This is a genomic window from Actinomadura soli (assembly GCF_005889715.1).
Classification (GTDB): domain Bacteria; phylum Actinomycetota; class Actinomycetes; order Streptosporangiales; family Streptosporangiaceae; genus Spirillospora; species Spirillospora soli.
Genome location: NZ_VCKW01000054.1, coordinates 1 through 22,901 on the forward strand (window position 1 = coordinate 1; position 22,901 = coordinate 22,901).

Annotated in this window: 21 protein-coding genes and 1 pseudogene; 12 read left to right on the forward strand and 10 right to left on the reverse strand. The window is 68.6% G+C overall.

What is annotated here, in order from left to right; all coding sequences use genetic code 11:
- The first annotated feature begins 134 nt into the window (after positions 1–134).
- Entirely contained in the window at positions 135–914 is a 780-nt protein-coding gene (locus tag ETD83_RS44395; RefSeq protein WP_268920450.1) for a DUF2637 domain-containing protein, read from the forward strand.
- A 651-nt stretch (positions 915–1,565) separates the two neighbouring features.
- Here the strand turns inward: ETD83_RS44395 and ETD83_RS13145 are convergent.
- From ETD83_RS13145 to ETD83_RS13155, 3 genes are all read right to left on the reverse strand, one after another.
- Positions 1,566–2,960, reverse strand: a complete 1,395-nt coding sequence (locus ETD83_RS13145; protein ID WP_138645387.1) for an alanine/glycine:cation symporter family protein — start codon at positions 2,958–2,960, stop codon at positions 1,566–1,568.
- A 630-nt stretch (positions 2,961–3,590) separates the two neighbouring features.
- Complete coding sequence (locus tag ETD83_RS13150) at positions 3,591–4,871, reverse strand: ArsB/NhaD family transporter (protein WP_138645388.1); 1,281 nt, start codon at positions 4,869–4,871, stop codon at positions 3,591–3,593.
- Positions 4,872–4,883: 12 nt separating this feature from the next.
- Positions 4,884–6,179, reverse strand: coding sequence for a cation:proton antiporter (locus tag ETD83_RS13155; RefSeq protein ID WP_138645389.1), 1,296 nt, complete (start codon positions 6,177–6,179; stop codon positions 4,884–4,886).
- 148 nt (positions 6,180–6,327) lie between these two features.
- On the opposite strand from ETD83_RS13155, the gene ETD83_RS13160 reads away from it, so the two are divergent.
- The 3 genes from ETD83_RS13160 to ETD83_RS13170 all read left to right on the forward strand — a co-directional run bounded on the left by ETD83_RS13160 (position 6,328) and on the right by ETD83_RS13170 (position 8,688).
- Entirely contained in the window at positions 6,328–6,804 is a 477-nt protein-coding gene (locus ETD83_RS13160) for a CBS domain-containing protein (RefSeq protein ID WP_138645390.1), read from the forward strand.
- Between the two features lie 310 nt (positions 6,805–7,114).
- Complete coding sequence (locus ETD83_RS13165) at positions 7,115–7,477, forward strand: YciI family protein (protein ID WP_138645391.1); 363 nt, start codon at positions 7,115–7,117, stop codon at positions 7,475–7,477.
- Complete coding sequence (locus ETD83_RS13170) at positions 7,474–8,688, forward strand: RNA polymerase sigma factor (protein WP_230420874.1); 1,215 nt, start codon at positions 7,474–7,476, stop codon at positions 8,686–8,688. Before ETD83_RS13165 ends, ETD83_RS13170 begins: the two co-directional genes overlap by 4 nt.
- A gap of 348 nt (positions 8,689–9,036) precedes the next feature.
- Here the strand turns inward: ETD83_RS13170 and ETD83_RS13175 are convergent, their stop codons facing one another.
- Positions 9,037–9,360: an MmcQ/YjbR family DNA-binding protein gene (locus ETD83_RS13175; RefSeq protein WP_138645392.1), complete on the reverse strand. Its 324-nt coding sequence runs from the start codon at positions 9,358–9,360 to the stop codon at positions 9,037–9,039.
- A 68-nt stretch (positions 9,361–9,428) separates the two neighbouring features.
- On the opposite strand from ETD83_RS13175, the gene ETD83_RS13180 reads away from it, so the two are divergent.
- Positions 9,429–10,391 (forward strand): RNA polymerase subunit sigma-70, encoded by a 963-nt coding sequence (locus tag ETD83_RS13180; RefSeq protein ID WP_138645393.1) that lies wholly within the window; start codon positions 9,429–9,431, stop codon positions 10,389–10,391.
- Positions 10,392–10,500: 109 nt separating this feature from the next.
- Positions 10,501–11,433, forward strand: coding sequence for a TIGR03086 family metal-binding protein (locus ETD83_RS13185; protein WP_171064176.1), 933 nt, complete (start codon positions 10,501–10,503; stop codon positions 11,431–11,433).
- On the opposite strand, the gene ETD83_RS13190 is transcribed toward ETD83_RS13185, so the two are convergent.
- Complete coding sequence (locus ETD83_RS13190) at positions 11,430–11,801, reverse strand: class I SAM-dependent methyltransferase (protein ID WP_329602778.1); 372 nt, start codon at positions 11,799–11,801, stop codon at positions 11,430–11,432. The two genes, ETD83_RS13185 and ETD83_RS13190, sit on opposite strands and share 4 nt — an antisense overlap.
- An 811-nt stretch (positions 11,802–12,612) precedes the next feature.
- Positions 12,613–13,407, reverse strand: coding sequence for a LysR substrate-binding domain-containing protein (locus tag ETD83_RS13195; protein WP_138645395.1), 795 nt, complete (start codon positions 13,405–13,407; stop codon positions 12,613–12,615).
- 365 nt (positions 13,408–13,772) lie between these two features.
- Between ETD83_RS13195 and ETD83_RS45945 the strand changes: the two are divergent.
- The 4 genes and pseudogenes from ETD83_RS45945 to ETD83_RS13215 all read left to right on the forward strand — a co-directional run.
- A pseudogene (locus ETD83_RS45945) lies at positions 13,773–13,877 on the forward strand (Mu transposase domain-containing protein); the annotation flags it as partial.
- 538 nt (positions 13,878–14,415) lie between these two features.
- The gene (locus ETD83_RS13205) at positions 14,416–14,982 is read left to right on the forward strand and encodes an ATP-binding protein (protein ID WP_329602781.1); all 567 of its coding nucleotides are present in this window, start codon (positions 14,416–14,418) and stop codon (positions 14,980–14,982) included.
- Positions 14,983–15,459: 477 nt separating this feature from the next.
- Entirely contained in the window at positions 15,460–17,031 is a 1,572-nt protein-coding gene (gene ltrA / locus ETD83_RS13210; protein WP_138645398.1) for a group II intron reverse transcriptase/maturase, read from the forward strand.
- Between the two features lie 25 nt (positions 17,032–17,056).
- Positions 17,057–17,395, forward strand: coding sequence for an ATP-binding protein (locus ETD83_RS13215; protein WP_329602779.1), 339 nt, complete (start codon positions 17,057–17,059; stop codon positions 17,393–17,395).
- Positions 17,396–17,613: 218 nt separating this feature from the next.
- Here ETD83_RS13215 and ETD83_RS13220 read toward each other — a convergent pair whose 3' ends face one another.
- Positions 17,614–18,177: an SMI1/KNR4 family protein gene (locus ETD83_RS13220; RefSeq protein WP_138645399.1), complete on the reverse strand. Its 564-nt coding sequence runs from the start codon at positions 18,175–18,177 to the stop codon at positions 17,614–17,616.
- Positions 18,178–18,685: 508 nt separating this feature from the next.
- On the opposite strand from ETD83_RS13220, the gene ETD83_RS13225 reads away from it, so the two are divergent.
- Together ETD83_RS13225 and ETD83_RS13230 are read left to right on the forward strand one after the other, a co-directional pair.
- A complete protein-coding gene (locus tag ETD83_RS13225; RefSeq protein WP_171064177.1) occupies positions 18,686–19,630 on the forward strand; it encodes a pentapeptide repeat-containing protein in 945 nt (314 codons plus the stop codon).
- 348 nt (positions 19,631–19,978) lie between these two features.
- Positions 19,979–20,365: a hypothetical protein gene (locus ETD83_RS13230; protein ID WP_205717646.1), complete on the forward strand. Its 387-nt coding sequence runs from the start codon at positions 19,979–19,981 to the stop codon at positions 20,363–20,365.
- 165 nt (positions 20,366–20,530) lie between these two features.
- Here ETD83_RS13230 and ETD83_RS13235 read toward each other — a convergent pair whose 3' ends face one another.
- The 3 genes from ETD83_RS13235 to ETD83_RS13245 all read right to left on the reverse strand — a co-directional run bounded on the left by ETD83_RS13235 (position 20,531) and on the right by ETD83_RS13245 (position 22,817).
- Positions 20,531–20,809 carry a hypothetical protein gene (locus ETD83_RS13235; RefSeq protein ID WP_138645401.1) on the reverse strand — a complete coding sequence of 93 codons (279 nt, stop codon included), beginning with the start codon at positions 20,807–20,809 and terminating at the stop codon, positions 20,531–20,533.
- Positions 20,810–20,919: 110 nt separating this feature from the next.
- A complete protein-coding gene (locus tag ETD83_RS13240) occupies positions 20,920–21,567 on the reverse strand; it encodes a response regulator transcription factor (protein ID WP_138645402.1) in 648 nt (215 codons plus the stop codon).
- Entirely contained in the window at positions 21,555–22,817 is a 1,263-nt protein-coding gene (locus ETD83_RS13245) for a sensor histidine kinase (protein WP_230420876.1), read from the reverse strand. Before ETD83_RS13245 ends, ETD83_RS13240 begins: the two co-directional genes overlap by 13 nt.
- Positions 22,818–22,901: the final 84 nt, after the last annotated feature.

Sequence of the window (22,901 nt, forward strand, 5' to 3'; positions counted from 1 at the left end):
GGGAGGTCTTGCGACGGCGCACCCACCCGGTCAGCACCGACCGCTCCTCGTCGGACAACACCACCGGTTCCAGCTTCGGGCTCGGCATCCCCACACCCTACCGACTAACGAAGAACTAATGACTCAGGACACTAGTGCTGCGGTACGGAGAAACATCCTGGACGGCGGCGCTGCTGCCGGTGAGCGTGGACGGGATGATCGCGGTGGCCTCGATGTCACTACTGGTCGACTCCCGACAAGGCCGCCGCAGCGGCATGTTGCCGTGGGCGCTGCTGGTGCTGGGCAGCGCCGCCAGCCTGGCGGCCAATGTCGCCGTCGCTGAACCATCGGTGGTCGGCCGCGTCATCGCCGCATGGCCTAGCTGCGCCCTGATCGGCGCCTATGAACTGCTGATGCGGCAAATCAGGCACACCTCCGTCAGAAGAACAGAGCGCGACAACGCTGACGTCGGTGTTATCTCTGAAGCGGCACATATGACCTCTGAGAACGGTCAGGAGATCTTTGCGGCGCGACGTGGCCCCGCTGAGAAAACTCATAGAGGACCACGCCTGGCTCCGGTGACTTCAGAGGAAACTCTGAGGGGTCCAGCCTCTCGGGCCGCGACCTCCGGGAAGTCTCATACCGATCAGATCTTCAACCTCAGACATTCTTCAGCGCGGCTTCACCAGCGTGACGCAGCCGTTGAGTCGCGGGCACAGCGGTCCTCGTCTCGCAGGGACAAGGCCGGAATGGAGAGGGTCGGAGATGTGGACATCCAGCGGCGAGCGTGGCAGTGGGCGGTGGCCCGCCGTACGCCTGTGGGGGACCTGCCGCCGGGGAAGGCGATCGGTGGCCAGTTTGGGCGCAGTGAGCGCTGGGGACGGCTGGTCAAACAGGCCCGCCGTGCCGGGCGACTCGACGCCGTCGCGTCATAGACAATTTTGGACTCCCATCAACAGACCGACGGCCGCGTGAAAGGGGCGGATGCGAGGCACAGCGGGCACGGCTATCAGCTGCCACTCGTACCGTGCGGGCTCCGCCCGCGGGCAACTGCGCACGTTTGAGGGGTCCACCGACGCGAGACCTACCAGGGCAAGACTTTCGTCGGCCTGCCCCCGGAGAAGCGGGACGAGATGCTGACTGCGCTGGAGGGCGGCAAGGTCGAGTGGGGGGCTCGTCGTCAGCCGGTCAGTTTTGCGTCCGCATCGTTCGTCGCAATGTTCAGGCAGAGGTCCGTGAGGGTCCGTTGTCCGGCCCGAAGCACGGCCGCAAAAGCCGCATGGTCGGTTGAAAGTGAACCAGTTGGTGTCGAACGCCGCAGGGGCCAGGGGGATGGGCGTAGCGGTCGGGTACCGCCACGGGATTCTTGACGAGAAACCTACCCTGCAAGTAGTGGATTGGCTGGCTGACCGCGCTTGGCCCTCGCCGGTGATCACATTGGGGCCGACTGGCGGGTTCGTTCGATCGAGTGCAAGCGCGGACTGGCGGCCGCTACGCCAGGGTCGGCGTGCGCCGGTTCTCGTGATCGGGGCCAGACTGGACGATGCCGCCGCCCGGGCCGGGCGGCGGCATCGTGCGTTTCCCGTTTACTTCGTCGTGGACTCGGCGGGCTTGTCCTCCGCGGGACGGTTCCGGAAGTAGTCCCGGGTCTCCCGGTAGACGAGCGGAGACAGGATCAGCAGGCCGATCAGGTTGGGCAGTGCCATGAGCCCGTTCATGACGTCGGAGAAGGTCCACACCGTGGTGAGGGTGGTGACGGAGCCGACGTACACGACGACGAGGAAGAGCAGGCGGTAGGGCAGTACGGCTCTGCGGCCGAACAGGTACTCCACGCAGCGGTCGCCGTAGTAGGACCAGCCCAGGATGGTGGAGAACGCGAAGAGGATCACGCTGACCGTGACGATGACGCTGGCCCAGTCGCCGGGCAGTCCCTCGTCGAAGGCGCGGGCGGTGAACTGTGCGGCCTCGTCCTCTCCGGCGTCCTTCCACACGCCGGTGACGACGATGGTCAGGGCGGTGAAGCTGACTACGACGAGGGTGTCGATGAAGGTCTGGGTCATCGACACCAATGCCTGCCGGACCGGGTGGTCGGTCTTGGCCGCGGCGGCGGCGATGCCGCCGGTGCCGAGCCCGGACTCGTTGGAGAAGATCCCGCGCGCGACCCCGTACCGGATCGCGGCGGCCACCCCGGCGCCGACGAAGCCGCCGGTGGCGGAGGTGCCGGAGAAGGCGTCGGAGAAGATCACGCCGAACGCGGCGGGGACCTCCTCGATGTTGAAGGCCAGCACGGCGGCCGCGCCGACGACATAGAGGATGATCATCACGGGGACGAAGGCGCTGGTGACGCGGCCGATGTTCTTGATGCCGCCGAGGATGACGGCGGCGGCGAACGCGGTGGCGATCAGGCCGGTGATCCAGGGGTCGAGTCCCCATTCCTCTTCGACGTTGGCGGCGACGGTGTTGGCCTGGACCCCGTTCCCGATGCCGAAGGCGGCGATGGCGCCGGCCACGGCGAAGAACCCGCCGAGGAAGACGCCGAGTGGTCCCTTGATGCCGTTCCTGAGGTAGTGCATCGGCCCGCCGCCCTGCTCACCGGCGGCGTCGGGGCGGCGGAAGCGCACGCCGAGGAAGGCCTCGCTGTATTTAGTGGCCATGCCGAGCATGCCGGTGACCCACATCCAGAAGACGGCGCCGGGACCGCCGAGCGCGATCGCGGTCGCGACGCCGGCGATGTTGCCGACGCCGACGGTGGCGGCGAGGGCGGTGGCGAGCGCCTGGTAGTGCGAGATGTCGCCTTCGGCAGCGTCGTCGTCCGTGCGGCGCACGAAACCGAGCCAGAACGCGAGCCGGAAATGGCGCACCTGCAGCCCGCGCAGCAGGATGGTCAGATAAAGGCCGGTGGACAGAAGTAGCGGGATCAGGAGCCAGGGGCCCCAGATGAAGCTGCTTGCATCGCTGAGAAAGTCGTTTAGGGAGTCCATCACACCACCGATCAGGGGGAGCGGGTCGATCGTTCAACGAAACGTAGGCGAACGCGCGCTGTTTGTGAAGACCCACCGCATGAAACGGCATCGCGATTCATTCGCCCACCGCCTTTCGGCCACGGCGATGTTTCCGTAGTGAAGTGGAATTGAGATCGATTGGTGATCGCTTTGCGGTCCGTTCCCGCTGTGCGGGACTAAAAGGGCACCGTGCGGGGTCCGAACGGGCAGCATGGTGGCGTACAAATGGGCACCGCTCGGCATACAAAAGGGCACTGAGCAAGATTTCCAGGGGCACTACGGCAGGGGGTGCGGCGGGGCACCGCGGCAGGGTGCGGTCGCGCGGTGCCCGGCGGGGCGGGCGGTAAATGGGATCCCGATGCCGTTGCTGACCGCGAGTAGCGGCCGGACCCGTCCGGCACGTGCCAGGTCTCCGCCGAGGGGCAGCCGCCACGGCAGTGTGGCCGAGGCATCACACCGCGAGTCCCCATCGCAGGGCTCGGGTCCTTCGCATCGATCAGGGCGGCGTAGTCGATGGGCGAGCGGACCGTGCGAGGCAATGCGCGGAGTTGCTCAGCGGTCCTGCCGGGACCTGTCGCGCAACTGGAGTCGATGGGTGGTCGAGCCGGGTCACAAATACCGGAGCCAGAGGTAGGGGGTGGCGAGTGCGACCGTGACGAAGGTGACGACGAGGCCGTACTTGGTGAAATGCCAGAAGCTGATGGGAGTGCCGTTGCGGGCGGCGATGCCCAGGACGACGACATTGGCGCTGGCGCCGATGGCGGTGGCGTTGCCGCCCAGGTCGGCGCCGAGGGCTAGCGCCCACCACAGGACAGTGCCTTCTCCGCTGGGCTGCTGCTGGACCAGGTCGTCCACGATCGGGCTCATGGTGGCGACGTAGGGAATGTTGTCGATGATCGCCGACAGTCCGGCCGAGGCCCACAGCAGAAGCATGGTCGCCAAGCCGAGGCGGCCGTCGGTGGCGTCGGTGGCGGCGCGGGAGATGTCGGCGACGACGCCGGTCTCGACCAGGCCGCCGACCATGATGAACAGGCCGGCGAAGAAGACCAGGGTGAGCCATTCGACTTCTTCCAGCGCCTGTTGGGTGGTGACCTTGGTGGCCGCTACCAGTACGCCCGCGCCCAGAAGCGCCACGACGGACGGTTCGTAGTGCAGAACGGGGTGCAGCACGAACGCGGCCATCACCAGGACGAGCACTGCCAGGCTCTGCCACAGCAACCGCCGGTCGGTGATGGCCTCCTTTTCCTCCAGCGCCATGACTTCCGCGACGCGTTCGGGGTCGTAGACGAACGCACTGCGGAACAGCCAGCGGCACAGCAGGCAGAAGACCACCATCAGAATCACCACCAGCGGCGCCAGGTTGACCAGGAAGTCGTTGAACGACAGGTCTCCGCGGCTGGCGATGATGATGTTGGGCGGGTCACCGACGAGGGTCGCGGTTCCGCCGATGTTTGAGGCCATCACCTCGGCGATCAGGTACGGAGCGACCCTCAGCCCGAGCCGCTCGCAGACCAGGAACGTCACCGGGGCGACCAGCAGCACGGTGGTGACATTGTCCAGCATCCCAGAGGCGACCGCGGTGATGACCGTGAGCATCACCATCAGCCGGTAGGGCCTGCCGCGGGCGCGTTTGGCGGCCCAGATCGCCACGTACTCGAACACACCGGTCTGCCGCAGTACCGAGACGATCACCATCATGCCCAGCAGCAGGAAGATGACGTTCCAGTCGACGCCGGACTCGGTGGAGAAGAACGCCTTCTCGGCGTCGGTGATGTGGAACAGCAACATCAGACCGGCACCGCCGAGCGCTACAGCGGTGCGGTGCACCTTCTCTGATGCGATGAGGACGTACGCGGCGGCGAAGATGATGATGGCGGCTGCGGCGGCCAATGCGGCTCCAGGTCAATGTGGTTTGTCGTGGACGGGGTCGTCGGGGTCCGCCGGTGGATCGGCGCCGTCCCGCGGCTCCCGCGACGAGGTGGTGGCGCCCGGCCGCCGGACGAGGGTGCGGGCCTGGCCGAACCAGGCCGGGACCTCGCGTTCGTCGTCGAAGCTGCGGGCGACGATGATGTCGGTGGAGGAGTGGGCCAGGATCGACAGCGCGATCGTGACGCCGACGAGGTGGAAGATGTGCTCGCCTTCCGTGATCCCCGCTTCAAGGACCAGCAGCCCGTAGACCACCGAGGCGAAACCCTTGGGCCCGAACCACATGACCGCGGCCTGCTCGCGAGCGGTCAGCCCCGACCGCAGGAATGACACCCAGATCGCCACCGGGCGGGCGATGACCAGGGCGAGGACGGCGAACGTCCAGCCCGTCCAGCCGACGTCGCCGAGGAACGCCGGGGACAGCAGCGCGCCGAACACCAGCAGCGCGGCGAGCTTGAGCAGCTCGGCCAGCAGTTCACCGAATTCCTCGAACGCCTCACGATGCCGGCTGCCGAGGGTGGCGACGGTGACGCCGGCGGCGAACGCGGCCAGGAACAGGTTGCCGTGCGTGGCCTGCGCGGTGGCCAGCACCAGCAGCCCGATCGCGACGGCGTTCAGCGGCTCATACTTGGGTGCGATGGCGAACAGCCGGGTTCGCTCCAGCATGATCGCTGCCCAGGGGATCGCCACGCCGATGACCAGGCCGCCGGCCAGCTCAGCGACCAGTTCCCCCAGGTGCAGGTCATTCTCGCCTTGGGCGACCGCCAGGAACAGCACCACGAAGGGCAAGACCAGACCGTCGTTGACCCCGGACTCGACGTTGAGCAGATGCCGCAGCCGCGGCGGCACTTTGTCGTTGCCGACCAGCGCCGCGGCGAACACCGGGTCGGTGGGGGTGAGGATCGCCGCGATCAGCAGCGACTCCACCCATCCCAGGCCCACGACGGAGTGCGCGAAGACCGCCGTGATCAGCAGTGTCAGCGGCAGGCCCCATCCCAGCGCACGTCCCGGCAGACGCCAGGCGCTGCGCAGGTCCTGCCAACCGGCGTGCATCCCGTCGGTGAACAGGACGGCGAACAGCGCCAGCTCGGCCAGCCCGGAGACGAGCTCGTCCCCGGGTTGCAGGGAGACCAGATCGGTGACGCCGTCGCCGAGCAGGAAGCCACCGACCAGGAACAAAGCCGCGGTCGACAGCACGGTGCGGTGCGCGAGGCTCGACACCAGCACCGCCAGCAACAACATGACGGCGAAAGCGAGCAGATGATGGCTCATACCAGGCTTTCGGGGTCGGCGAACAACGATGCCGACCAGACTTCCCGGCTCACCCGACCACGACCTTAACGGGACTCGCGGACGTTTTCTACGCACGTGAGCGGCCGGTCCGTTCCCCCGGCCAGCGGTCCTCGGCTAGTTTCCAGGTGTGCGTGCACGAGAACTAGCCGTCGAATACCCCACCGTTACACCAGGCACCAGTGCGCTGGACGCGGCCCGGCTGCTGGCCGAGGAGCGGCTGCCGGGCCTGCTGGTCGTCGACTCCCGGCGGCACACGGTCGCCGTGATCACCGGCTCACAGCTGCTCCGGTACATCATTCCGCACCACGTCCAGGACGATCCCGCCCTCGCCCGTGTCTATGACGAACACCACGCCGACCGGCTCTGCGCCCGGCTCGATGAACGACGAGTCGCAGATCTTCTCAGCGAGAAGCGCAAGCCGCTGCCCGTCGTCGACGCCGACGCCACCGCCATGGAGATCGCCAGTGTCATGGCGGGCACTCGCAGCCCCATGGTGGCGGTCTCCGGGGAGGCTGATCGCGCCGACGCGCCCGTGATCGGCGTCGTCACGGCGGCGGAACTGCTCGAACGGCTCCTGCCCGGCCGGCCGGGCACCGCCACATAGCCGCCTGCGCTGATCAGGTGGGGCGCCAGGATCAGCGAGATGTCGGCGTCGCCGTCCATGCGGATCCGCACCCATTCCTCGGTGTCCGCGCTCACACCCACTTCAGCGCCGGCGGCGGACGGCTCGCCTGAGCTGGCGGCGGTCAACTCGACCGTTGACGGGGCGATGAGTCGGCCGGCCCCTTTCGGGGTCGCTGCCGGCTTGGCTGAAGGTTTTGGGAAAACGTTGCGGCCCAGCTGTCGATATACGGGGAGCCCGTTCGTTGTGGGATGAGGGCGGGAAGGGCCCGCTCGGCACGAGGAGCACCGTCATGACCAAGTACATGCTGTCGGCCCACAGCGTCGAGGGTCAGTCCCCGCCGCCGATGAGCCCGGAGGACGTCCAGCAGGTCACCAAACAGGTGCTCGCGTTGGAGGGGGAGATGAAGGAGGCGGGCGTCTGGGTGTTCGGCGGGCGTCTGCACGGCCCCGACACCGCCACGGTCGTGCGCGCGTTGGGGCAGCAAGTGATCACGACAGACGGACCGTTCGTTGAAGCACGTGAGCATCTCGGCGGCTTGTACATCCTTGAGGCCGCCGATCTCGACGCGGCGCTGTCCTGGGCCGCGAAGGTCACCTCCATCGTTGGCGCGCCGATCGAGGTCCGGCCCTTCGCCGGCCTGCCCGAGGGGTGATCATCGATGCGGCCTTCGTCGGCCGGATCTTCCGTGCGGAGTCCGGCCGGTCGATCGCTGCGCTGATCAGTGCCATCGGCGACATCGACCTGGCCGAGGACGCGGTGCAGGAGGCGTTCGCCATCGCCCTGCGCAGGTGGCCTGCCGCCGGGGTGCCGCCCAACCCGGGTGCCTGGATCACCACCACCGCCCGCAACCATGCGATCGACCGGCTTCGCCGCCAGGCCAGGGAACGGCGGTTGCTCGGCGACGCCGCACTCTTGACGTCGCCGGCAAAAGAGGCGGATCACGTGTTCGATGACCGGCTTCGGTTGATCTTCACCTGCTGCCATCCCGCTCTGCCGACCGAGGGCCAGGTGGCGCTCACGCTGCGGCTCCTCGGCGGCATGTCGACCGCGGAGGTCGCACGCTCGTTCCTTGTGGCCGAGTCGGCCATGGCCCAGCGCCTTGTGCGCGCAAAACGAAAGATCAAGGCGGCTCGGATCCCGTACCGCGTTCCGGACGAGCACGAGCTGCCCGACCGGCTTCCCCCGGTGCTGTCCGTCGTTTACCTCATCTACACCAGCGGCGTGTCCGGCGGAGACCCGAGCCTGTGCGGAGAGGCGATCCGCCTGGCGCGGACGCTGGCGACTCTCATGCCCGACGAGCCCGAGGTCGCCGGGCTGCTCGCCCTGGTGCTGCTCAGCGAGTCACGGCGAGCGACGCGCACCCGTCCCGACGGCTCCCCTGTCCTGCTCGCCGAGCAGGACCGAAGCCGGTGGGACCGTGCGCTGATCGAGGAAGGACACGCACTGGTCCGCTGGTGCCTACGCCGCGACCGGCCAGGCACCTTCCAGCTCCAGGCCGCCATCCAGGCCGTCCACACCGACGCTGCGACGGCCGAGCGGACCGACTGGGCGCAGATCGTCACGCTCTATGACCAGTTGCTGACCATCGCCGCGACCCCTGTCGTGGCTCTGAACCGCGCTGTGGCGGTCGCCGAGATCCACGGTCCCGCTGCCGCCTTGGTCCTGGTCGAGGACCTGGACTTGGACGGTTATCACCTTTTCCATGCCACCCGCGCCGACCTCCTGAGCAGACTCGGCCGCGACCGTGAGGCCGCGACTGCCTACCAGCGCGCCGCAGCCCTGGCCCCCACCCCCGCCGAACGCGAATTCCTTCATCGTGGTGGCCGCACAGCACGATCATGCAAACATCGCCAGCAGCGGTGATCCTCACGCCGCTCCCTCAGGCGCTCGCCGGCCGGCCTCATCGCTGACCTGCCCGGCCTGCCGCCGGTCCGGTACCGCCGCTCCTGGGACCATCTGCGGGTGCTGAGCCGGTTGGGAGCCGATGCGCCGGCCCCCATTCGCCGGATCATCGCGCATCGCACCCGATGACCCCGCAGCGAGCGCACGAACTGCTTCTACGTCGACGGCTCAAGTTCACAGAGCCCTGCATTCGCCCCTCGGCCCGTGTCCCGCGAGGAACCCTCCATCGCGGCGAAGCGGGGCTGTCACCGGGGCAGCTGGATCGAGCGGGCGGGCTGCGGGTGCGTTGCTAGCAGGTCGTCGGGGTGGCTAGCAGGTCGTCGGGGTGGTGGCGAATGCTCGGGCTTCGTCCAGCAGTCTCTGCCAGAGCGGCTGGTCGGGGGCGGGCAGGGCGACCCATTCGCGGAAGGTCCGTCCCGCCGGGGCGAACGGTTCACCGACGCCTTGGGCGATGAGTTGCGCGACCTGTTCCTGCGGCAGCTTGACCACCAACGTCTGGTTGCGCGTATCCAGTGCGGCGAAGAGGCGTCCGTGGTGGCGGACGCATGGCAGGCCCATCATGGTCGACCGGGTGACGGCGGGATCGGTGAGCGTTGGCTCGACCAGGTCCCAGAACAGCTCTTCTGGTGTCATGTGTTGTTTGATCCTCGAAGGTCGGCTGATTCATCGGTCGTGTCGTAGCCGACGGCTAGTCTGCCGACATGGATGCTGCTGAGACGGCGGACGCCGATGTCGCGGGGCTGCTGGCCGCCGCGCGCTCCGGTGACGAGGTGGCGTTCGAGGCGCTGCTGGCGCCGCATCGGCGGGCCCTGCATCTGCACTGTTATCGCATGCTCGGTTCGCTGACCGATGCCGAGGAGGCGATTCAGGACACCATGCTGCGGGCGTGGCGCAGCCTGCACACCTATCAGGCGCGTGCTCCGCTGCGTCATTGGCTGTTCCGGATCGCCACCACGACGTGTCTGAAGAGCATCGAACGGCGCAACCGTACGCCCGCCGTGCTGGCGGAGGTGGGGCATCTGCAGCCCTATCCCGACCGGCTGCTGGACGATCTCGACCCCGTCCGGGTGGTGGAGGAACGTGAGGCGGTGGCGCTGGCCTTCGTCGCGGCTCTGCAACTGCTGCCCGCCACGCAGCGTGCGGTGGTGTTGCTGCGCGAGGTGTTGTGCTGGAGCGCGGCCGAGGTGGCCGAGTACCTGGGCAGCACCGTCCCGGCGGTCAACAGTGCCCTGCAGCGTGGCCGTGCCACCCTGCGCTTCCACCACGAGCCGCGGGAGCGTGTCCTGAGCGCGTACGAGCGGGAGATCCTGCGGCGTTTCATCGAGTCCTGGCAGCGCCGCGACCTCGACGCGCTGGCCGCGGTGCTCCGGGAGGACGCCGTCCTGCGAATGCCGCCCGAAACCGTCGAGATCACCGGGCGCGCGGCGGTCGTCGGGTTCTTCGCCACCCAGCCCGCCGGTGGGCGCCTGGAGGAGATCCGGCTGGTGGAGACCAGGGCCAACGGGCAACCGGCACTGGCCGCCTACCTGCCCGACGTCACCGGCACCTGTCTCGGCTACGGCATCATGGTGCTGACCATCGGCCCGGCGGGCATCGCCGAGATCACCGGCTTCCCCAACGCCGAGATCTTCGCCTGGTTCGGCCTGCCGAGAACCGTCCGCTGAGCGTCGGGGCGGCGGCCGATTCCGCCGACACCGATGAGTCGCCGCTTTTTCCGGGATCTATCAGGGGTGCATGGCCGCGCGCCGCGGCCCGACGCCTCTTGGAGAGATCATGGACGCTCTTGCCATCGCCGGGCGGTACTACGACGCCTGGATCCACCACGCCGGTGACATGACCGGCGTCCCGCTGGCCGCCGACTTCACCTTCACCGGCCCCGTCGCCGGCTTCGACAGCGCGGCCGGCTACCGGGCCATGGCCGCGCAGGCGGGTGCGGCCGTGCGGAGCTTCCGCGTCCGTCACCAGTTCGCCACCGACCGGATGGTCTGCTCGATCGTCGACTGGGAGATGGACCCGCTGCCCGGCACGCTCACCGCCGCCGAACTGCTGCACGTCCGGGACGGGCAGATCGTCCAGGGTGAACTGATCTACGACGCCGAGGACCTGCGCCGCGTCATGGCCGCCGCGACCGACCCGCTGCGGCTGCTGCGCCGCGGCTACGACGACACGGCCGAGCTGATCGAGCGGGTCACCGCGGACGGCTGGGCCGCCCCGGGCCCCTGCACCGGATGGACGGTGCGGCAGACCGCCAATCACCTGACCGGCGGGCTGCTGCTGATCACCCGGGTCGCCGAAGGGACTCCGCCCGACCCGGCCGAAATCGACGCCCAAGCCCAGGCCGACATCGACCACCTGGGCACCGACCCCGCCGGTGCGCTCCGCGCGGTGGCCGGGCGCTCACTGGTGGCCCTCGGGGAACCCGGGGTGCTGCAACGGGAGTTCCCCTTCCTCGGCGGACTGAGCAGCGGCGTGACGCTCGCCTCCATCTGCCTGCTCGAAACGCTGGTCCACGGATGGGACATCGCCCAGGGCGCCGAGATCGATCATCCGGCCGACGAGGAGGTCGTGGACGCGGTCTGGGCCTACGCCCGGCACGCCATCGGTGACGACCAGCGCCGTGCCGGCATGTTCGCCGAACCGCTCCCCATCACCCCGGCCGCCGACACCTTCGTCGCACTCCTGGCCCACCTGGGCCGACGCGCCTAGGCGGACTGTGCGCGGCTGAGCGAGTCGCCTGTCGGTGAGTGGTGGATGTTGCAGGAATTACACAGCGGCGCGCGGACGAATCCATGCTGTGGACGAGCCGGTCGGGGGCTCGGGAAGCAGCCGATGTCGAGGAAGAAGTCGAACGTTCCCAGATCGGCCGATCGCAGATCCGTCACGTCGCCCGCGAGATAGGTGACCCCTTCGGTGTCGCGGCTCTTGGCGGCCTCGATCGCGGTCGGCACGTAGTCGATGCCCACTGCCTCCCAGCCGCGCCGCGCGAGGTCCGGGGTGAACTGCCCCCGTCCGCAACCGAGGTCGAACGCGCGGCCGAGGGGGCGCGACCGGTCGGCCTCCTCACGGTCCAGCACGGCCGCGATGCTCGTGGCGGCCGCTTTTTCGTAGCGCTCCCAAGGGGTGAGCCCCAGGCGGTACAGGCGGGCGTAGTCGTCATCCAGGCTCCTCGAGCTCGGGGCCGCTCGGCGGTCACCTGTCGCCATCAACTACCAGCCATAGTACTACGCATTGTAGTAAATGGCCGGGCGGGAGCTTCGGTAGCGGCATGAGACGTCCGGACTTTGTCCTGTTGCCGCTCTGGAAGACCGTGCGCAGGGATTCGAGACCGGGACCCGGCCGACGCGACCCCTGGCGGGGGCAAGGCGGCTTCGACGCATCGCCTCCTGCCTCAAGGCCGGTGGTAGCGACCACCCCTGGGGTCATGAAGCGGCACGCAGTCAACCATTCGAACGGAAAGACCGATGAGGATCGGACGTAAAGCAGCCGCCGCAGGATGTGGTCCTCACGGACGTAGAGGTTCTTGGGCCGGTCCGGGTCAGAGCGCGAGGCACTGCTGTGGCCGTGCCGGCACCGGTACGCCGCCCGGTTGTTGACCCGGCACAGCTCCAGCCGCCGCCTGCAGATTCCGCAGGCAGATGGAGGCGAGCGCCGCGCCGCCGCTCAGTCCGCCGAGGAAGGGGAACTTCCGTTGCAGCGCACCGGGTTCGCCGAGGGCGGCCAGTGAGCGCTCGGCCACCGCGCGGAACGCGCTGATCGGTGCTTACAAGCTGCTAAGAAGCAGATCAGGCATACCGCTGTGGAAGAACTCGCCCCCGGGACGAACACGGGAACGCGCTGTCCACCACCACACATGAGCGCAACATTGACGCCCGACGCTAGCCTCCATTACTTCGGCGGACGCGCCCGCATCGATGATTGGGCGGAAGGCCACCTGTCCTGGCGGACGGCGGAGTGGACCTGGTGGGTGAGTTCCCGGGCGACGACCTCGACACCGGGCGGCGTCCGTCCCGCTCGCGGGGTGCACAGGACGACCGAGCGCCAGACTTCGGGATCGCACAGGGGAGCGGCGCTGAGCGTGCCGTTCGCGACGTCGGTGGCGATCCCCACACCCGGCAGGATCGTCCAGCCGTGACCGGCGAGGACGAGCCTCTTTTGCACCTGCATGGAGTTGGTTTGGACGACCACGTCCATCTGGGTCTCGTCGACCCTCGCCCGTGCCGCGGCGGCGTCGATCAGGGCGCGCAGCCCGTGCCCGCTCGCGGTCATGATGAGCGGATGTTCCGCGACCCGCGCGAACGGGACGGGACGGTCGGCGCGCAGGCACGCGGAGGGCGGTGCCACGGCCCACAGCCGCTCGCGGACGAGGGGCTGGGCGTTGAGTGACGGGGTGCTGTCCATGTCGTAGAGGAGAGTGAGGTCCAGGTCTCCCCTATCGAGCCACTGTTGCAGGTGGCCGGAGTAGGCGGTGAGCAGGCGCAGGTCGATGCCGGGCTGGTCACGGGCGAGGGCCGCCACCAGCGGCCCGGGGAGCAGGTCGGCCGTGCTCTCCAGCAGGCCTACGGTCACGATCCCGGTCACGATGCCGGGGGAGGGCCGGACCTCCGCGCGGGCCCGATCCAGTTCGCCCAGGGCACGACGGGCGTGCTCGATCACGACGACCCCCGCCTGCGTGGGGCGCATCCCCTGCCGGCACCAGCAACGCACCGAACCCTTGAGTTCGGCCGCCCGATCCTTCAGAAATCGCGAACTCGCGGAGGTTCGGTTTCACCCCGTTCTACTGCCAGCCGGGCGAGCGCGGAGCACACGAGAAGGCCGGGGTGGAGGGACAGGTCGGCTACTTCCGCCGCAACTACCTCACGCCCGTCCCCGAGGTCAGGTCGCTGACGGATCTGAACGCCCAACTCCCGGCCTTCGAGCACCAGGAGGACCAGCGCCGCATCGGGCATCGGATCCGCACCATCGACCAGGACTTCGAGTTGGAGGCGGCGGTGTTGCTGCCGCTGCCTGCCGAGCCGTTCGGAACAGGCCTGACCTTCACGCCCCGGGTGGACCGCTACTCACTGATCACGGTGAAAATGTGCCGATACTCGGTACCGGTCCACCTGATCGGCCGCAAGGTCCACGTCGTGCTGCACCCCGAAGAACTGCTGGTCTATGACGGCCGCCGCCAGGTCGCCCAGCATCCGCGGCTGAGCGGCCGCGGCGCCGAACGCATCGTGCTGGACCATTACCTGGAGGTGCTGCTGACCAAGCCCGGAGCACTGGCCGGATCCGAAGCACTGGACCAAGCCCGCCGCCAGGGCGTCTTCACCGCAGTGCACGAGGCGTTGTGGGCCCAGGCCACCGGGCGGCTGGGCGAGACCGAGGGCACCAAGACTCTGGTCCAAGTCCTGCTGCTGCACCGCCACCTGCACGGCGACGACGTGCTGACCGGCATCAGCCGCTGCCTGCAGACCGGCACCGTCTCGATCGACGCGATCTCATTAGAGGCCCGCAAATCCGCCGAGACCCACGGCCGTTCCCCCACAGTCACCAGCGACCTGGAGCCACCTCCACCAGCAGCGCAGGCCGACCAGCCCGCAGTGACCAGCCTGGACGAGCATCGCCGCGCCCTACTGCACGACACCCGGCCGCCGCCACGGCTGGAGAACTGGGACCAACCTGACCGACCCGGCCGTCGACGCCGCGATCGACACCGCCTGCCGGTCCCTTCGCCTGCCGACCATCCGCGCCCAGTTCACCGACCTGGCCGACCGCGCCGAACGCGACCAGCTCACCTACCGCGGGTTCCTGGCCGAATTGCTGATGGCCGAATGCGAAGACCGCGACCGCCGCCGCTCCGAACGCCGGATCAGAGCCGCCCGATTCCCCCGCGAAAAGTCGCTGCGCGACTTCGACTACGACGCCAACCCCAACATCCCACCCGCCGTCATCAACACCCTGTCCACCGGCGACTGGGTCCGCCGCGGCGAACCGCTCTGCCTGATCGGCGACAGCGGCACCGGCAAGTCCCACCTGCTCATCGCACTCGGCACCACGGCAGCCATGGCCGGATACCGGGTCAAATACACCCTGGCCGCCAAGCTCGTCAACGAACTGGTCGAGGCGGCCGACGAGAAACAGCTCACCAAGACAATCGCCCGCTACGGACGCGTCGACCTGCTCTGCATCGATGAGCTGGGCTGTGCGCCACGAGGCGCTGAGGAATCTTGCGGAAGGAGGAGTCCGCCGCCGGTCGTCGCGGTGACCGGTTGAAGCTGGAGGCAGGCCGAACCCCGGGTCGGGGGCGAGGCCGGGAGCAGCCTCGACAACGTAGGGACGGACCGGCACCACCAGACGGCTCCGTGCCCGCAAGCGAAGACGGAATGGGTGCAAGGAAACTGAACCAGTGGTTGACGTCCCGTGAGTCGTCAGCGGCCTGCCGAATCTGGTGGATGGGCCGCTTGCAGTGCTGGAGAGCCGGAACCGATGGCTCCTCCTCTTCCGCCGCCTGGAACCCATGGGCGACGGGAGGCCCGGACCAAGACTGCGATGTGCGGTCCGTGGCGATGCTGCCGGGGTATAGCTGGGCACCGACGCCGTCACAAAGATCCTCGGCGAACGTGGGAAGCGATCCGGCATCGCCCTTCCCGTCCGGCAGCCGGCCGGACGACGGGCAGGCGCGACGTCCGCTGATGAGGCCGGATCGTGGCGGAGTCGCCGTAGTACTCCGAGGCCGGGAAAGCCGGTCACATGGGGAAGGGCGACAGCGTGAAAGCGCAGGACTGCTGTCGGGAAGAGGCGTTGTTGAACAACGACGCGCCGTCGTGGCCGGGGTTGCACTCGGCCGAACGACGGGTACTCGATCATCAACTCAAGCTGCACCGATGGGCAAGAAGCGAACCGGGGCGCCGGTTCGACGACGTGTTCAACTTGGTCTATGACCGGGCCACCTTGGTGGTGGCCTGGGAAAGGGTGTCGGGCAACCGGGGCGCCAGGACGGCCGGAGTGGACGCGGTCACCCGCTACCACATCCAGGAACGCCATGGAGTGATCCCGTTCCTGGAGGAGCTGCGCTCCTCGCTCAAGGACGGATCGTTCACCGCGCTGCCGGTCAAGCAGGCCGTGATCCCCAAGAAGAACGGCAAGGTCCGTTATCTGGGCATCACGACTCTGCGCGACCGGGTCGCGCAGATGGCGCTCAAGCTGATCCTGGAACCGATCTTCGAGGCCGACTTCTACCCTTCCAGTTACGGGTATCGGCACGGACGTCGGGCTCAGGACGCCATCGCCGAGATCCACCGCTTCACCCGCAAGCCGTCGACCTACGACTGGGTCATCGAGGGCGACATCAAGGCTTGCTTCGACAACGTCGACCATCACGTCCTGATGGAGCTGGTGGCCGAACGCATCAAGGACCGCAAGGTTCTGCGGCTGGTGTCCGCGTTCCTGCGGGCCGGGGTTGTCGAGTTGCATGGTGGATTCGCGGAGACCCTCACCGGCACTCCGCAAGGAGGGATCGTCTCCCCGCTGCTGGCCAACATCTATCTTTCTGTCCTAGATCGGCACTTCGCCCGGATCTGGGACACCGAGATGACCCCCGGATGGCGGCGGCAGCAACGCCGCCGCCGAGGGCTGCCGAACTTCCGTCTGGTGCGCTACGCCGACGACTTTGTCGTGCTGGTGCACGGCACCCGGGCCGAGGCCCAGGCGCTGAAGACGCAGATCGGTGAGCTGCTGGCCCGCAGGCTGAAGATGACCCTCTCGGACGAGAAGACCCACATCACCCACATCGACGACGGCTTTGTCTTCCTGGGCTTCCACATCCAGCGCAGGCCCTTCGGTGACGGCCGTCGCGTCGTGCTCACCATCCCGGCCAAGCAGGCACTGGCCTCGGTGATGCACAAGATCAAGAAACTGACGGGGCGGGGCGCGACCTCGTGCTCGTTGGAGGAGGTGTTGCGGACGGTCAACCCGGTCCTGCGGGGCTGGGCGGCCTATTTCCGCTACGGCGTTTCCAAGCGAACGTTCTCCTACCTGGGCTGGTTCGCCTGGTGGAGGCTGCTGCTCTGGATCCGCCGCAAGCACCCCCACCTGACCTGGAAACAGTTGCGGCGGCGCTACTACGGCACCGACCGCATCACCGAGGGCGGCATCGTTCTCTACAACCCGGCGAGGATGCGGGTCGAGCGCTACCGCTTCCGCGGAGCGCAGATCAGCACGCCCTACAACATCGACGAGGTCGACCCCGACGGAGCACGCTTCCGCCGGACCAGCCACGACGATCAGGGCTTCGTCGGCCAGGTCAGTGAATACCTCGCTTGACCCATCGGATCACGTGGAGAGCCGGATGCTCGGCCAACGGGCACGTCCGGTTCGGCGGGCGGGGACGAGGAGACCGACGCTGGAAACAGCGCACGGCGTCTCGTCCCCGACCCAACACCTCGAACTCGACCGCCGCGGCGCCGAGATGCTCTTCCAGGTCCTGACCGAACGCGAGGAGAAGAACAGCGTCGCGATCGCCTCCAACGCCTCCTTCAGCGAATGGGGCAACACCTTCTCCGATCCCCGGCTCTGCGCCGCCATCATCGACCGGCTCACCTTCAACGGCACCATCATCGAGACCGGAAGCGAATCCTACCGCCTCGCCCACTCCAAAGCCCGCCAGAACCTTGCCTCCACCCACTGACCCCACGACATTACGGCCTGATCCACAAGCCCGGAGCCAACTGTCCTTTGACAGTGGATCTGAGGCATAGATGAGGCCCGACCTGGGGTGCCTCGGATTCGCTGGCTATCCGGTGGCCTCTGTTCGCCACCGAACCTGAGGCAGGCGATCTGGTCGGCGGGGCCCCGGTGCAGCCGCGTTCGCGGGGCCAGGATGCAGCGGCGTGTGAGGACTTCCTGTCAGACGTCCCAGTCGAGCACGCCATCGATGACGACAGGGTGATAATGGCCGATGGCGGTCTGCGTCTCCAGGGCCACGGCCAGGTCGGCGAGCAACCTGCCGAGCGACGCCTGGCCCCTAAATGCGAAGTCGACTCCGTCGTACTTGAGATACTCGCCGACCCGGCCCTGCGTGGCGCCCGGCCGCTGGTCGATGATCACGCCGTCGCCGGTGATGCCCCACGCCACCGGAACCCAATGCAAGTGGAACCACATGGGCTCATCCTCGTCGTCGGCGGCGGGGGCCAGCCGCCGATAGGTATCCACGATGCCCGCGACGGACAGCAGCGCGTGCCCGCCGGGCAAGAAGCCGGCGCTCCGCCAGTGGTCTTCCGACGTTCCGTCGTTGTGTGACAACAGTTCCGCCAGCTCAGGCAGGAACGGCATGCCGAGCTCCCGCTCTGCGGCCAGTACATCTGAGGGATCGGCCGGAGGGTTCAACGAGGCGTGGCTCAGTGGAGCGTGTGCTGCCAACCATCGGACAACCTGCGCCCATGACTCATCGAGCGGGGGAGGGATGTTCATCTAGAAGCAATACCATCGACTATCACGACCCGCGCCACCATAGACAGACATCTCACCTGTCGCCGACCCGTCAATGAGCAGCGGGGGAGCGGTCGAGCTGACCGAACCCACCTCGGACGGATCCCTAGCGGTTCGACGGCTGCCGCCAGCGGCAGCAGCACCCGGTGCCCCTCAGGTTCGCTGATAACGACCCACGAATGCCTCACCATCGATGGCAGTGCCTCGTACTCAGCGGCAGGGGACACAACCAAGCCGTCCCACGGGGCCACTTCAAACCGTCATGACGTTCCGAACCGGCCCCACCAATGGTCCCAGTTCAAGACGTCCAGCCGGGGCCATTTACGAACGTCATAGCCACGGTGAGCGTCTGAGAGGTGTGAGCGAATCGATCGGTCGTCCCCCGGATGGTCCAGCGCCTGCCCAAGAACCCGCTTCCGAACCTGGCGGGGGCGAGCGGTCTCGGTCCGGCGGCGGGGAGCCTGACGTCCTGATGCCCAGCCGGGCAGAGTTGGACGCGCTGCCCGCTGAGAAACGCTTAGAACTGCTGGAGCTGAGACGCCAGCGTGAGGCCGCCGAACGCGACCACCGGGCGCAGGAACGAGAGCGTCGGCGTCAGAGTCTTCACCAGTGGTTCAACAGCCTCGGCATCCTGGTCGGTGTCATCGTCGCTGGCAGCGGGCTGGTCGCGACAGCTCTGACCTTGCGCGCCGGGCAACAAGATCTGCGCACAGCACGCGACAGCCTGCGCACCGCCCAGGAAGGCCAGGTCACCGACCGCTACATCAGAGCCACCGAGCAACTGGGCTCCGGCAAGCCCGAGGTAAGGCTGAGCGCCATCTACGCCCTCGAACGCGTCGCATCGGATTCTCCCCGCGACACCGGCACCATCCTCGATGTGCTCGCCAGTTATGCCCGGATTCACGATCCCGCCCCCGGGGCCCACGACGCCGACCTGCCGGCTCAGTGTCCTCCCGACCTCTCGGCCGCCCTCACTGTGATAAGCCGATTACCGCGGACGGCCGGGGCGCTGCACCCGCTGAATCTGCGAGAGGTCCGATGTCCTGGCATCAGCTTGCTCAAGGCCGATCTTCGCGGCAGCGACTTGTACGGAGCCAACCTCACCGCCGCCACGCTCAACCAGGCGGATCTGCGCAAGGCCAACCTGACCGCGGCGAATCTGGCCGCCGCCGAACTGAAAGGCGCGACCTTCACCGGCGCTGACCTAGGCGCTGCGGAACTGTCCAGCACCTACCTCGACGGCGCCGACTTGGCGGGGGTGGACATGACCGGAGCATCCCTGGCCGGGGCGACCCTCGCCGGCACGAACCTGACCGGCGCCAACCTCTCCAGAGCCAACCTGACCGGCATCGAAGGCATGACCGCCCAGCAAATACGCAAGATCGCCAAAACAGACCGCCACACCAAATTCGGACCACTGCCGACCGGCGACTAACACGCCACCAAGGTCCCAGCACCACCGCACCGCCCACACCGGCGAATACGACTCAGTCGAATACGACAGGCCACCAGTCCCGAACCTTTCCGTTTCCGGACTTAGGTTTCCGGCGGCAGCGTCACGTTCGGATGAGCTCTTCCGCCCAGCTGGTTCGGTTCCTGAAGGATGACCGGCCGTGGATGAGCCGGGCAGACAAACCAGCCCTGAACGATCAGCGTCATAAACCGCCCGGTTCGCGCAGGGGCAATCCGGCGATAGGAGCGCCTGGCCGCTGTCACCTCCGCCGGCCTGGTGCGCCGGGACGGGGCCTTCACCTGGGTCTCCGGGGCCGAGGCGGAGGTGGGTGTGCCCAGCATCGACGGTGTCGCGCTGCCCGGCCAGCGGATCGCCATCCTCGACCTCCCGAGTCTCGCCCTGGCCACCGGGGCGGGCGAGGTCCATTTCGACTTCGCCGTCGGCGCTTCGGCTGGCCGCCGACGCGGCGAGCCGGCCTCCACCGAGGTCCTCATCGACCTTAAGGGAAACGGCCCGTCCGGCGACCCTCTCCGCATCCGCCGCCACCTCTTCCACCCCGCCGGCCAGCGCCCCCTCACGGCCCTCGGCGTCGAGCGGCCCCTCGGCCTGCGCGGCGAACCTGCCTGCCCGGGCCTGCACACCCCCGAAGCCCTGCTCGACCCGGCCCTCACCGTCGAGCGGATGACGGCCATCGGAACCACCTTCGCCACCGTGTGACGGGGTCGACCAAGGACGACGACGGAGGGCAGGACTCACCGCCAGAACCCGACCAGGGCGCTGATCAGCGTCAGGTCGCCCCGGGGGGCGCATCGGAGCGGCCAACGGCGATAGGGCGCCACGCATGCCCCCCGGTACCGCCGCCGGCCGGTCCGATGTTGCTGCTCAGGCGGGGGCGAGGCAGGCGTACCAGGAGGACGGACCATACACCGAGCGGGCCCATTCGTCGCGGTCCCAGCCGGTGACGGCCCGGCCGGTGAGTGCGGTGATGACGGCGGCCGCCGCGGCTTGCGCGCCCGTGGTGTCCCCAGCGCGCTGGCTGTTGCCGAACAGCCCGAACTCGGGCACCTCGATAGCGCCGTCCGGGCCGGTCAGCTCCCACCGGCCCTCATCGCGCCACAGGCACAGGTCCCCGTCGTCCCAGCCGCGGCCGGTCTCGAACATCGGCGGGGGGCCGGGGTCGTGACAGGTGGGCTGGTCGAAACGCGGTGCAGATCACGACCTGGGCGAACTCGATCACCGATCCGCGTGACAGCGCGCCGCTTGGACACGGGTCATTCGCGGAGGTAGGCGAGGACGGCGCGGACCCGGCGGTGGTCCTCAGTGCTGTCGGCGGGCAGGTCGAGTTTGGTGAAGATGGCGTTGATGTGCTTGCCGACCACCTTCTCGCTGACCATCAGCCGTTTGGTGATCGCCGCGTTGGAGCGTCCCTCGGCCATGAGGGCGAGGACCTCCCGTTCGCGGGGGGTGAGGCGGCCGAGGGGGTCGTTGCGGCGCGTGATCAGCTGGCGAACCACCTCCGGCTCGATGACGCAGCCCCCGGCGGCGACCCGTTCGACTCCCTCCACGAAGTCGCCGACGTCGAGCACGCGATCCTTGAGCAGGTAGCCGACGCCGCCCGAGTCGGTCGACTCAAGCAGCTTGGCGGCGTACGCGGTCGCCACGTACTGGCTGAGGACGAGCACCGGCAGCCCCGGCTGCTCGGCGCGCAGGGCGATGGCGGTGCGCAGTCCCTCGTCGGTGAAGGTCGGCGGCATCCGCACGTCGGTGATCACGACATCGGGCCGGTGTTCGGCGACGGCGGTGGCCAGCGTCGCCGAATCGCCCACCGACGCGACGACCCGGTGGCCGAAGCGGTCGAGCAGGGCGACCAGGCCCTCGCGGGGAAGGACCGCGTCGTCGGCGAGCACTATTCGGAGCATGGCAGCTCCAGCCGGACGGTGGTCGGCCCTCCCCGGGGGCTGGTCAGGGTCAGGGTGCCGTCGAGGGCGTCGACGCGGTCGGCGAGCCCGGTCAGGCCGCTGCCCTTGGCGGGGTCCGCGCCGCCGGACCCGTCGTCGTGGATCTCGATGCGCAGGAGCCGGCCGGTCAGCGTTGCGGTGATCTCGACGCGGGACGCACGGGCGTGCTTGGCCGCGTTCGTGAGGGCCTCGGCGACGACGAAGTAGGCCGCCGACTCGACGGCGGCGGGTTGTCGGCCGGGCAGGTCCAGCTCGACGGTCACCGGCAGCGGCGACCGGTCGGCCAGCTCGGCGACCGCCGCCGGGAGGCCGAAGTCCGTGAGCACCCGCGGATGGATGCCGCGTACCAGCTCACGCAGCTCGGTGAGGGCGGATCTGGCCTCGCCGGTGGCCTCGGCGATCAGGGACCTGGCCGCCTCGGGGTGGGTTTCGAGCTCCATCTGGGCCCTGACGAGGATCATGCCGAGCTGGAGCAGGCGTTGCTGGGCGCCGTCGTGGAGGTCGCGTTCGATCCGCCGGCGCTCGACCTCGAAGGCGTCGATGAGCCGAGCCCGGGATCGGGTCAGCGTGCGGATCCTCCCGTCGTCGGCGGACAACAGCAGCCGGGCCAGCTCTGCCTGGAGCATCGCGGCCGCGGCCGTGGCGTAGCCGAGCAGTATCACGGTGGCCGCGATGGCGAGGGCCGCTCCCCCCGCGATGAAGGGCGACCCGGCGCTCGCGCCGGGTCCCGCCGACGCCGACCCGTCGCCTGCTCCCGACTCGACGAAACTGGCCGCGCCGCTGGCGAAGATCAGCGCCGGGGCGAGCCCGACCACCAGCGCCATCAGGTTGATGAACAGCAGGACGCTGCCGTTCAGCACCAGGAAGGCCAGTTCCCTCCAGGTGACGGCCTCGGTGTAGCGGCCGCGCAGCCACCGGGCGAAGCCGGGCCGCTCCGGCGGGCGGTGCGGGTCCGGCAAGGCCGGGCCGCCCAGCAACATCACCCGGCGTCTCTCGACGGCCACCAGCGGCCGGACGAGCTCAGGCGTGAGGATCACTCCTCCGGCCAGCAGCGCGGGCGGCAGCCAGACCACGGTGGCCAGGCCGGTCAGGACACCGGAGACGGCATAGCCGAACGTCCGCAGCGGCCACGCCGACAGGACGAACCGAAACGGCCGATGGCGGATCGCCTCTGCCGCGGTCGTCATCTTCGTCCTGCCGGAGGCCGCCATGCCCGCCATGGTAAAGGGGCAGCCGCCGCTGTTCGGTAGGGCTGGCCCTCCCGTCAAGATGGAGCCACGGCCTCCTGCGCGGCG

What these genes read in the sequence shown, in the direction of transcription:
- ETD83_RS13175 (WP_138645392.1), bottom strand. Translation starts at nt 9,360, where the DNA reads ATGACACCAGAAGAGCTGTTCTGGGACCTGGTCGAGCCAACGCTCACC.
- ETD83_RS13195 (WP_138645395.1), bottom strand. Translation starts at nt 13,407, where the DNA reads ATGCGCCCCACGCAGGCGGGGGTCGTCGTGATCGAGCACGCCCGTCGT.
- ETD83_RS13245 (WP_230420876.1), bottom strand. Translation starts at nt 22,817, where the DNA reads ATGGCGGCCTCCGGCAGGACGAAGATGACGACCGCGGCAGAGGCGATC.
- ETD83_RS13145 (WP_138645387.1), bottom strand. Translation starts at nt 2,960, where the DNA reads ATGGACTCCCTAAACGACTTTCTCAGCGATGCAAGCAGCTTCATCTGG.
- ltrA (WP_138645398.1), top strand. Translation starts at nt 15,460, where the DNA reads ATGGGGAAGGGCGACAGCGTGAAAGCGCAGGACTGCTGTCGGGAAGAG.
- ETD83_RS13215 (WP_329602779.1), top strand. Translation starts at nt 17,057, where the DNA reads ATGCTCGGCCAACGGGCACGTCCGGTTCGGCGGGCGGGGACGAGGAGA.
- ETD83_RS13155 (WP_138645389.1), bottom strand. Translation starts at nt 6,179, where the DNA reads ATGAGCCATCATCTGCTCGCTTTCGCCGTCATGTTGTTGCTGGCGGTG.
- ETD83_RS13235 (WP_138645401.1), bottom strand. Translation starts at nt 20,809, where the DNA reads ATGTTCGAGACCGGCCGCGGCTGGGACGACGGGGACCTGTGCCTGTGG.
- ETD83_RS13220 (WP_138645399.1), bottom strand. Translation starts at nt 18,177, where the DNA reads ATGAACATCCCTCCCCCGCTCGATGAGTCATGGGCGCAGGTTGTCCGA.
- ETD83_RS13180 (WP_138645393.1), top strand. Translation starts at nt 9,429, where the DNA reads ATGGATGCTGCTGAGACGGCGGACGCCGATGTCGCGGGGCTGCTGGCC.
- ETD83_RS13165 (WP_138645391.1), top strand. Translation starts at nt 7,115, where the DNA reads ATGACCAAGTACATGCTGTCGGCCCACAGCGTCGAGGGTCAGTCCCCG.
- ETD83_RS13185 (WP_171064176.1), top strand. Translation starts at nt 10,501, where the DNA reads ATGGACGCTCTTGCCATCGCCGGGCGGTACTACGACGCCTGGATCCAC.
- ETD83_RS13240 (WP_138645402.1), bottom strand. Translation starts at nt 21,567, where the DNA reads ATGCTCCGAATAGTGCTCGCCGACGACGCGGTCCTTCCCCGCGAGGGC.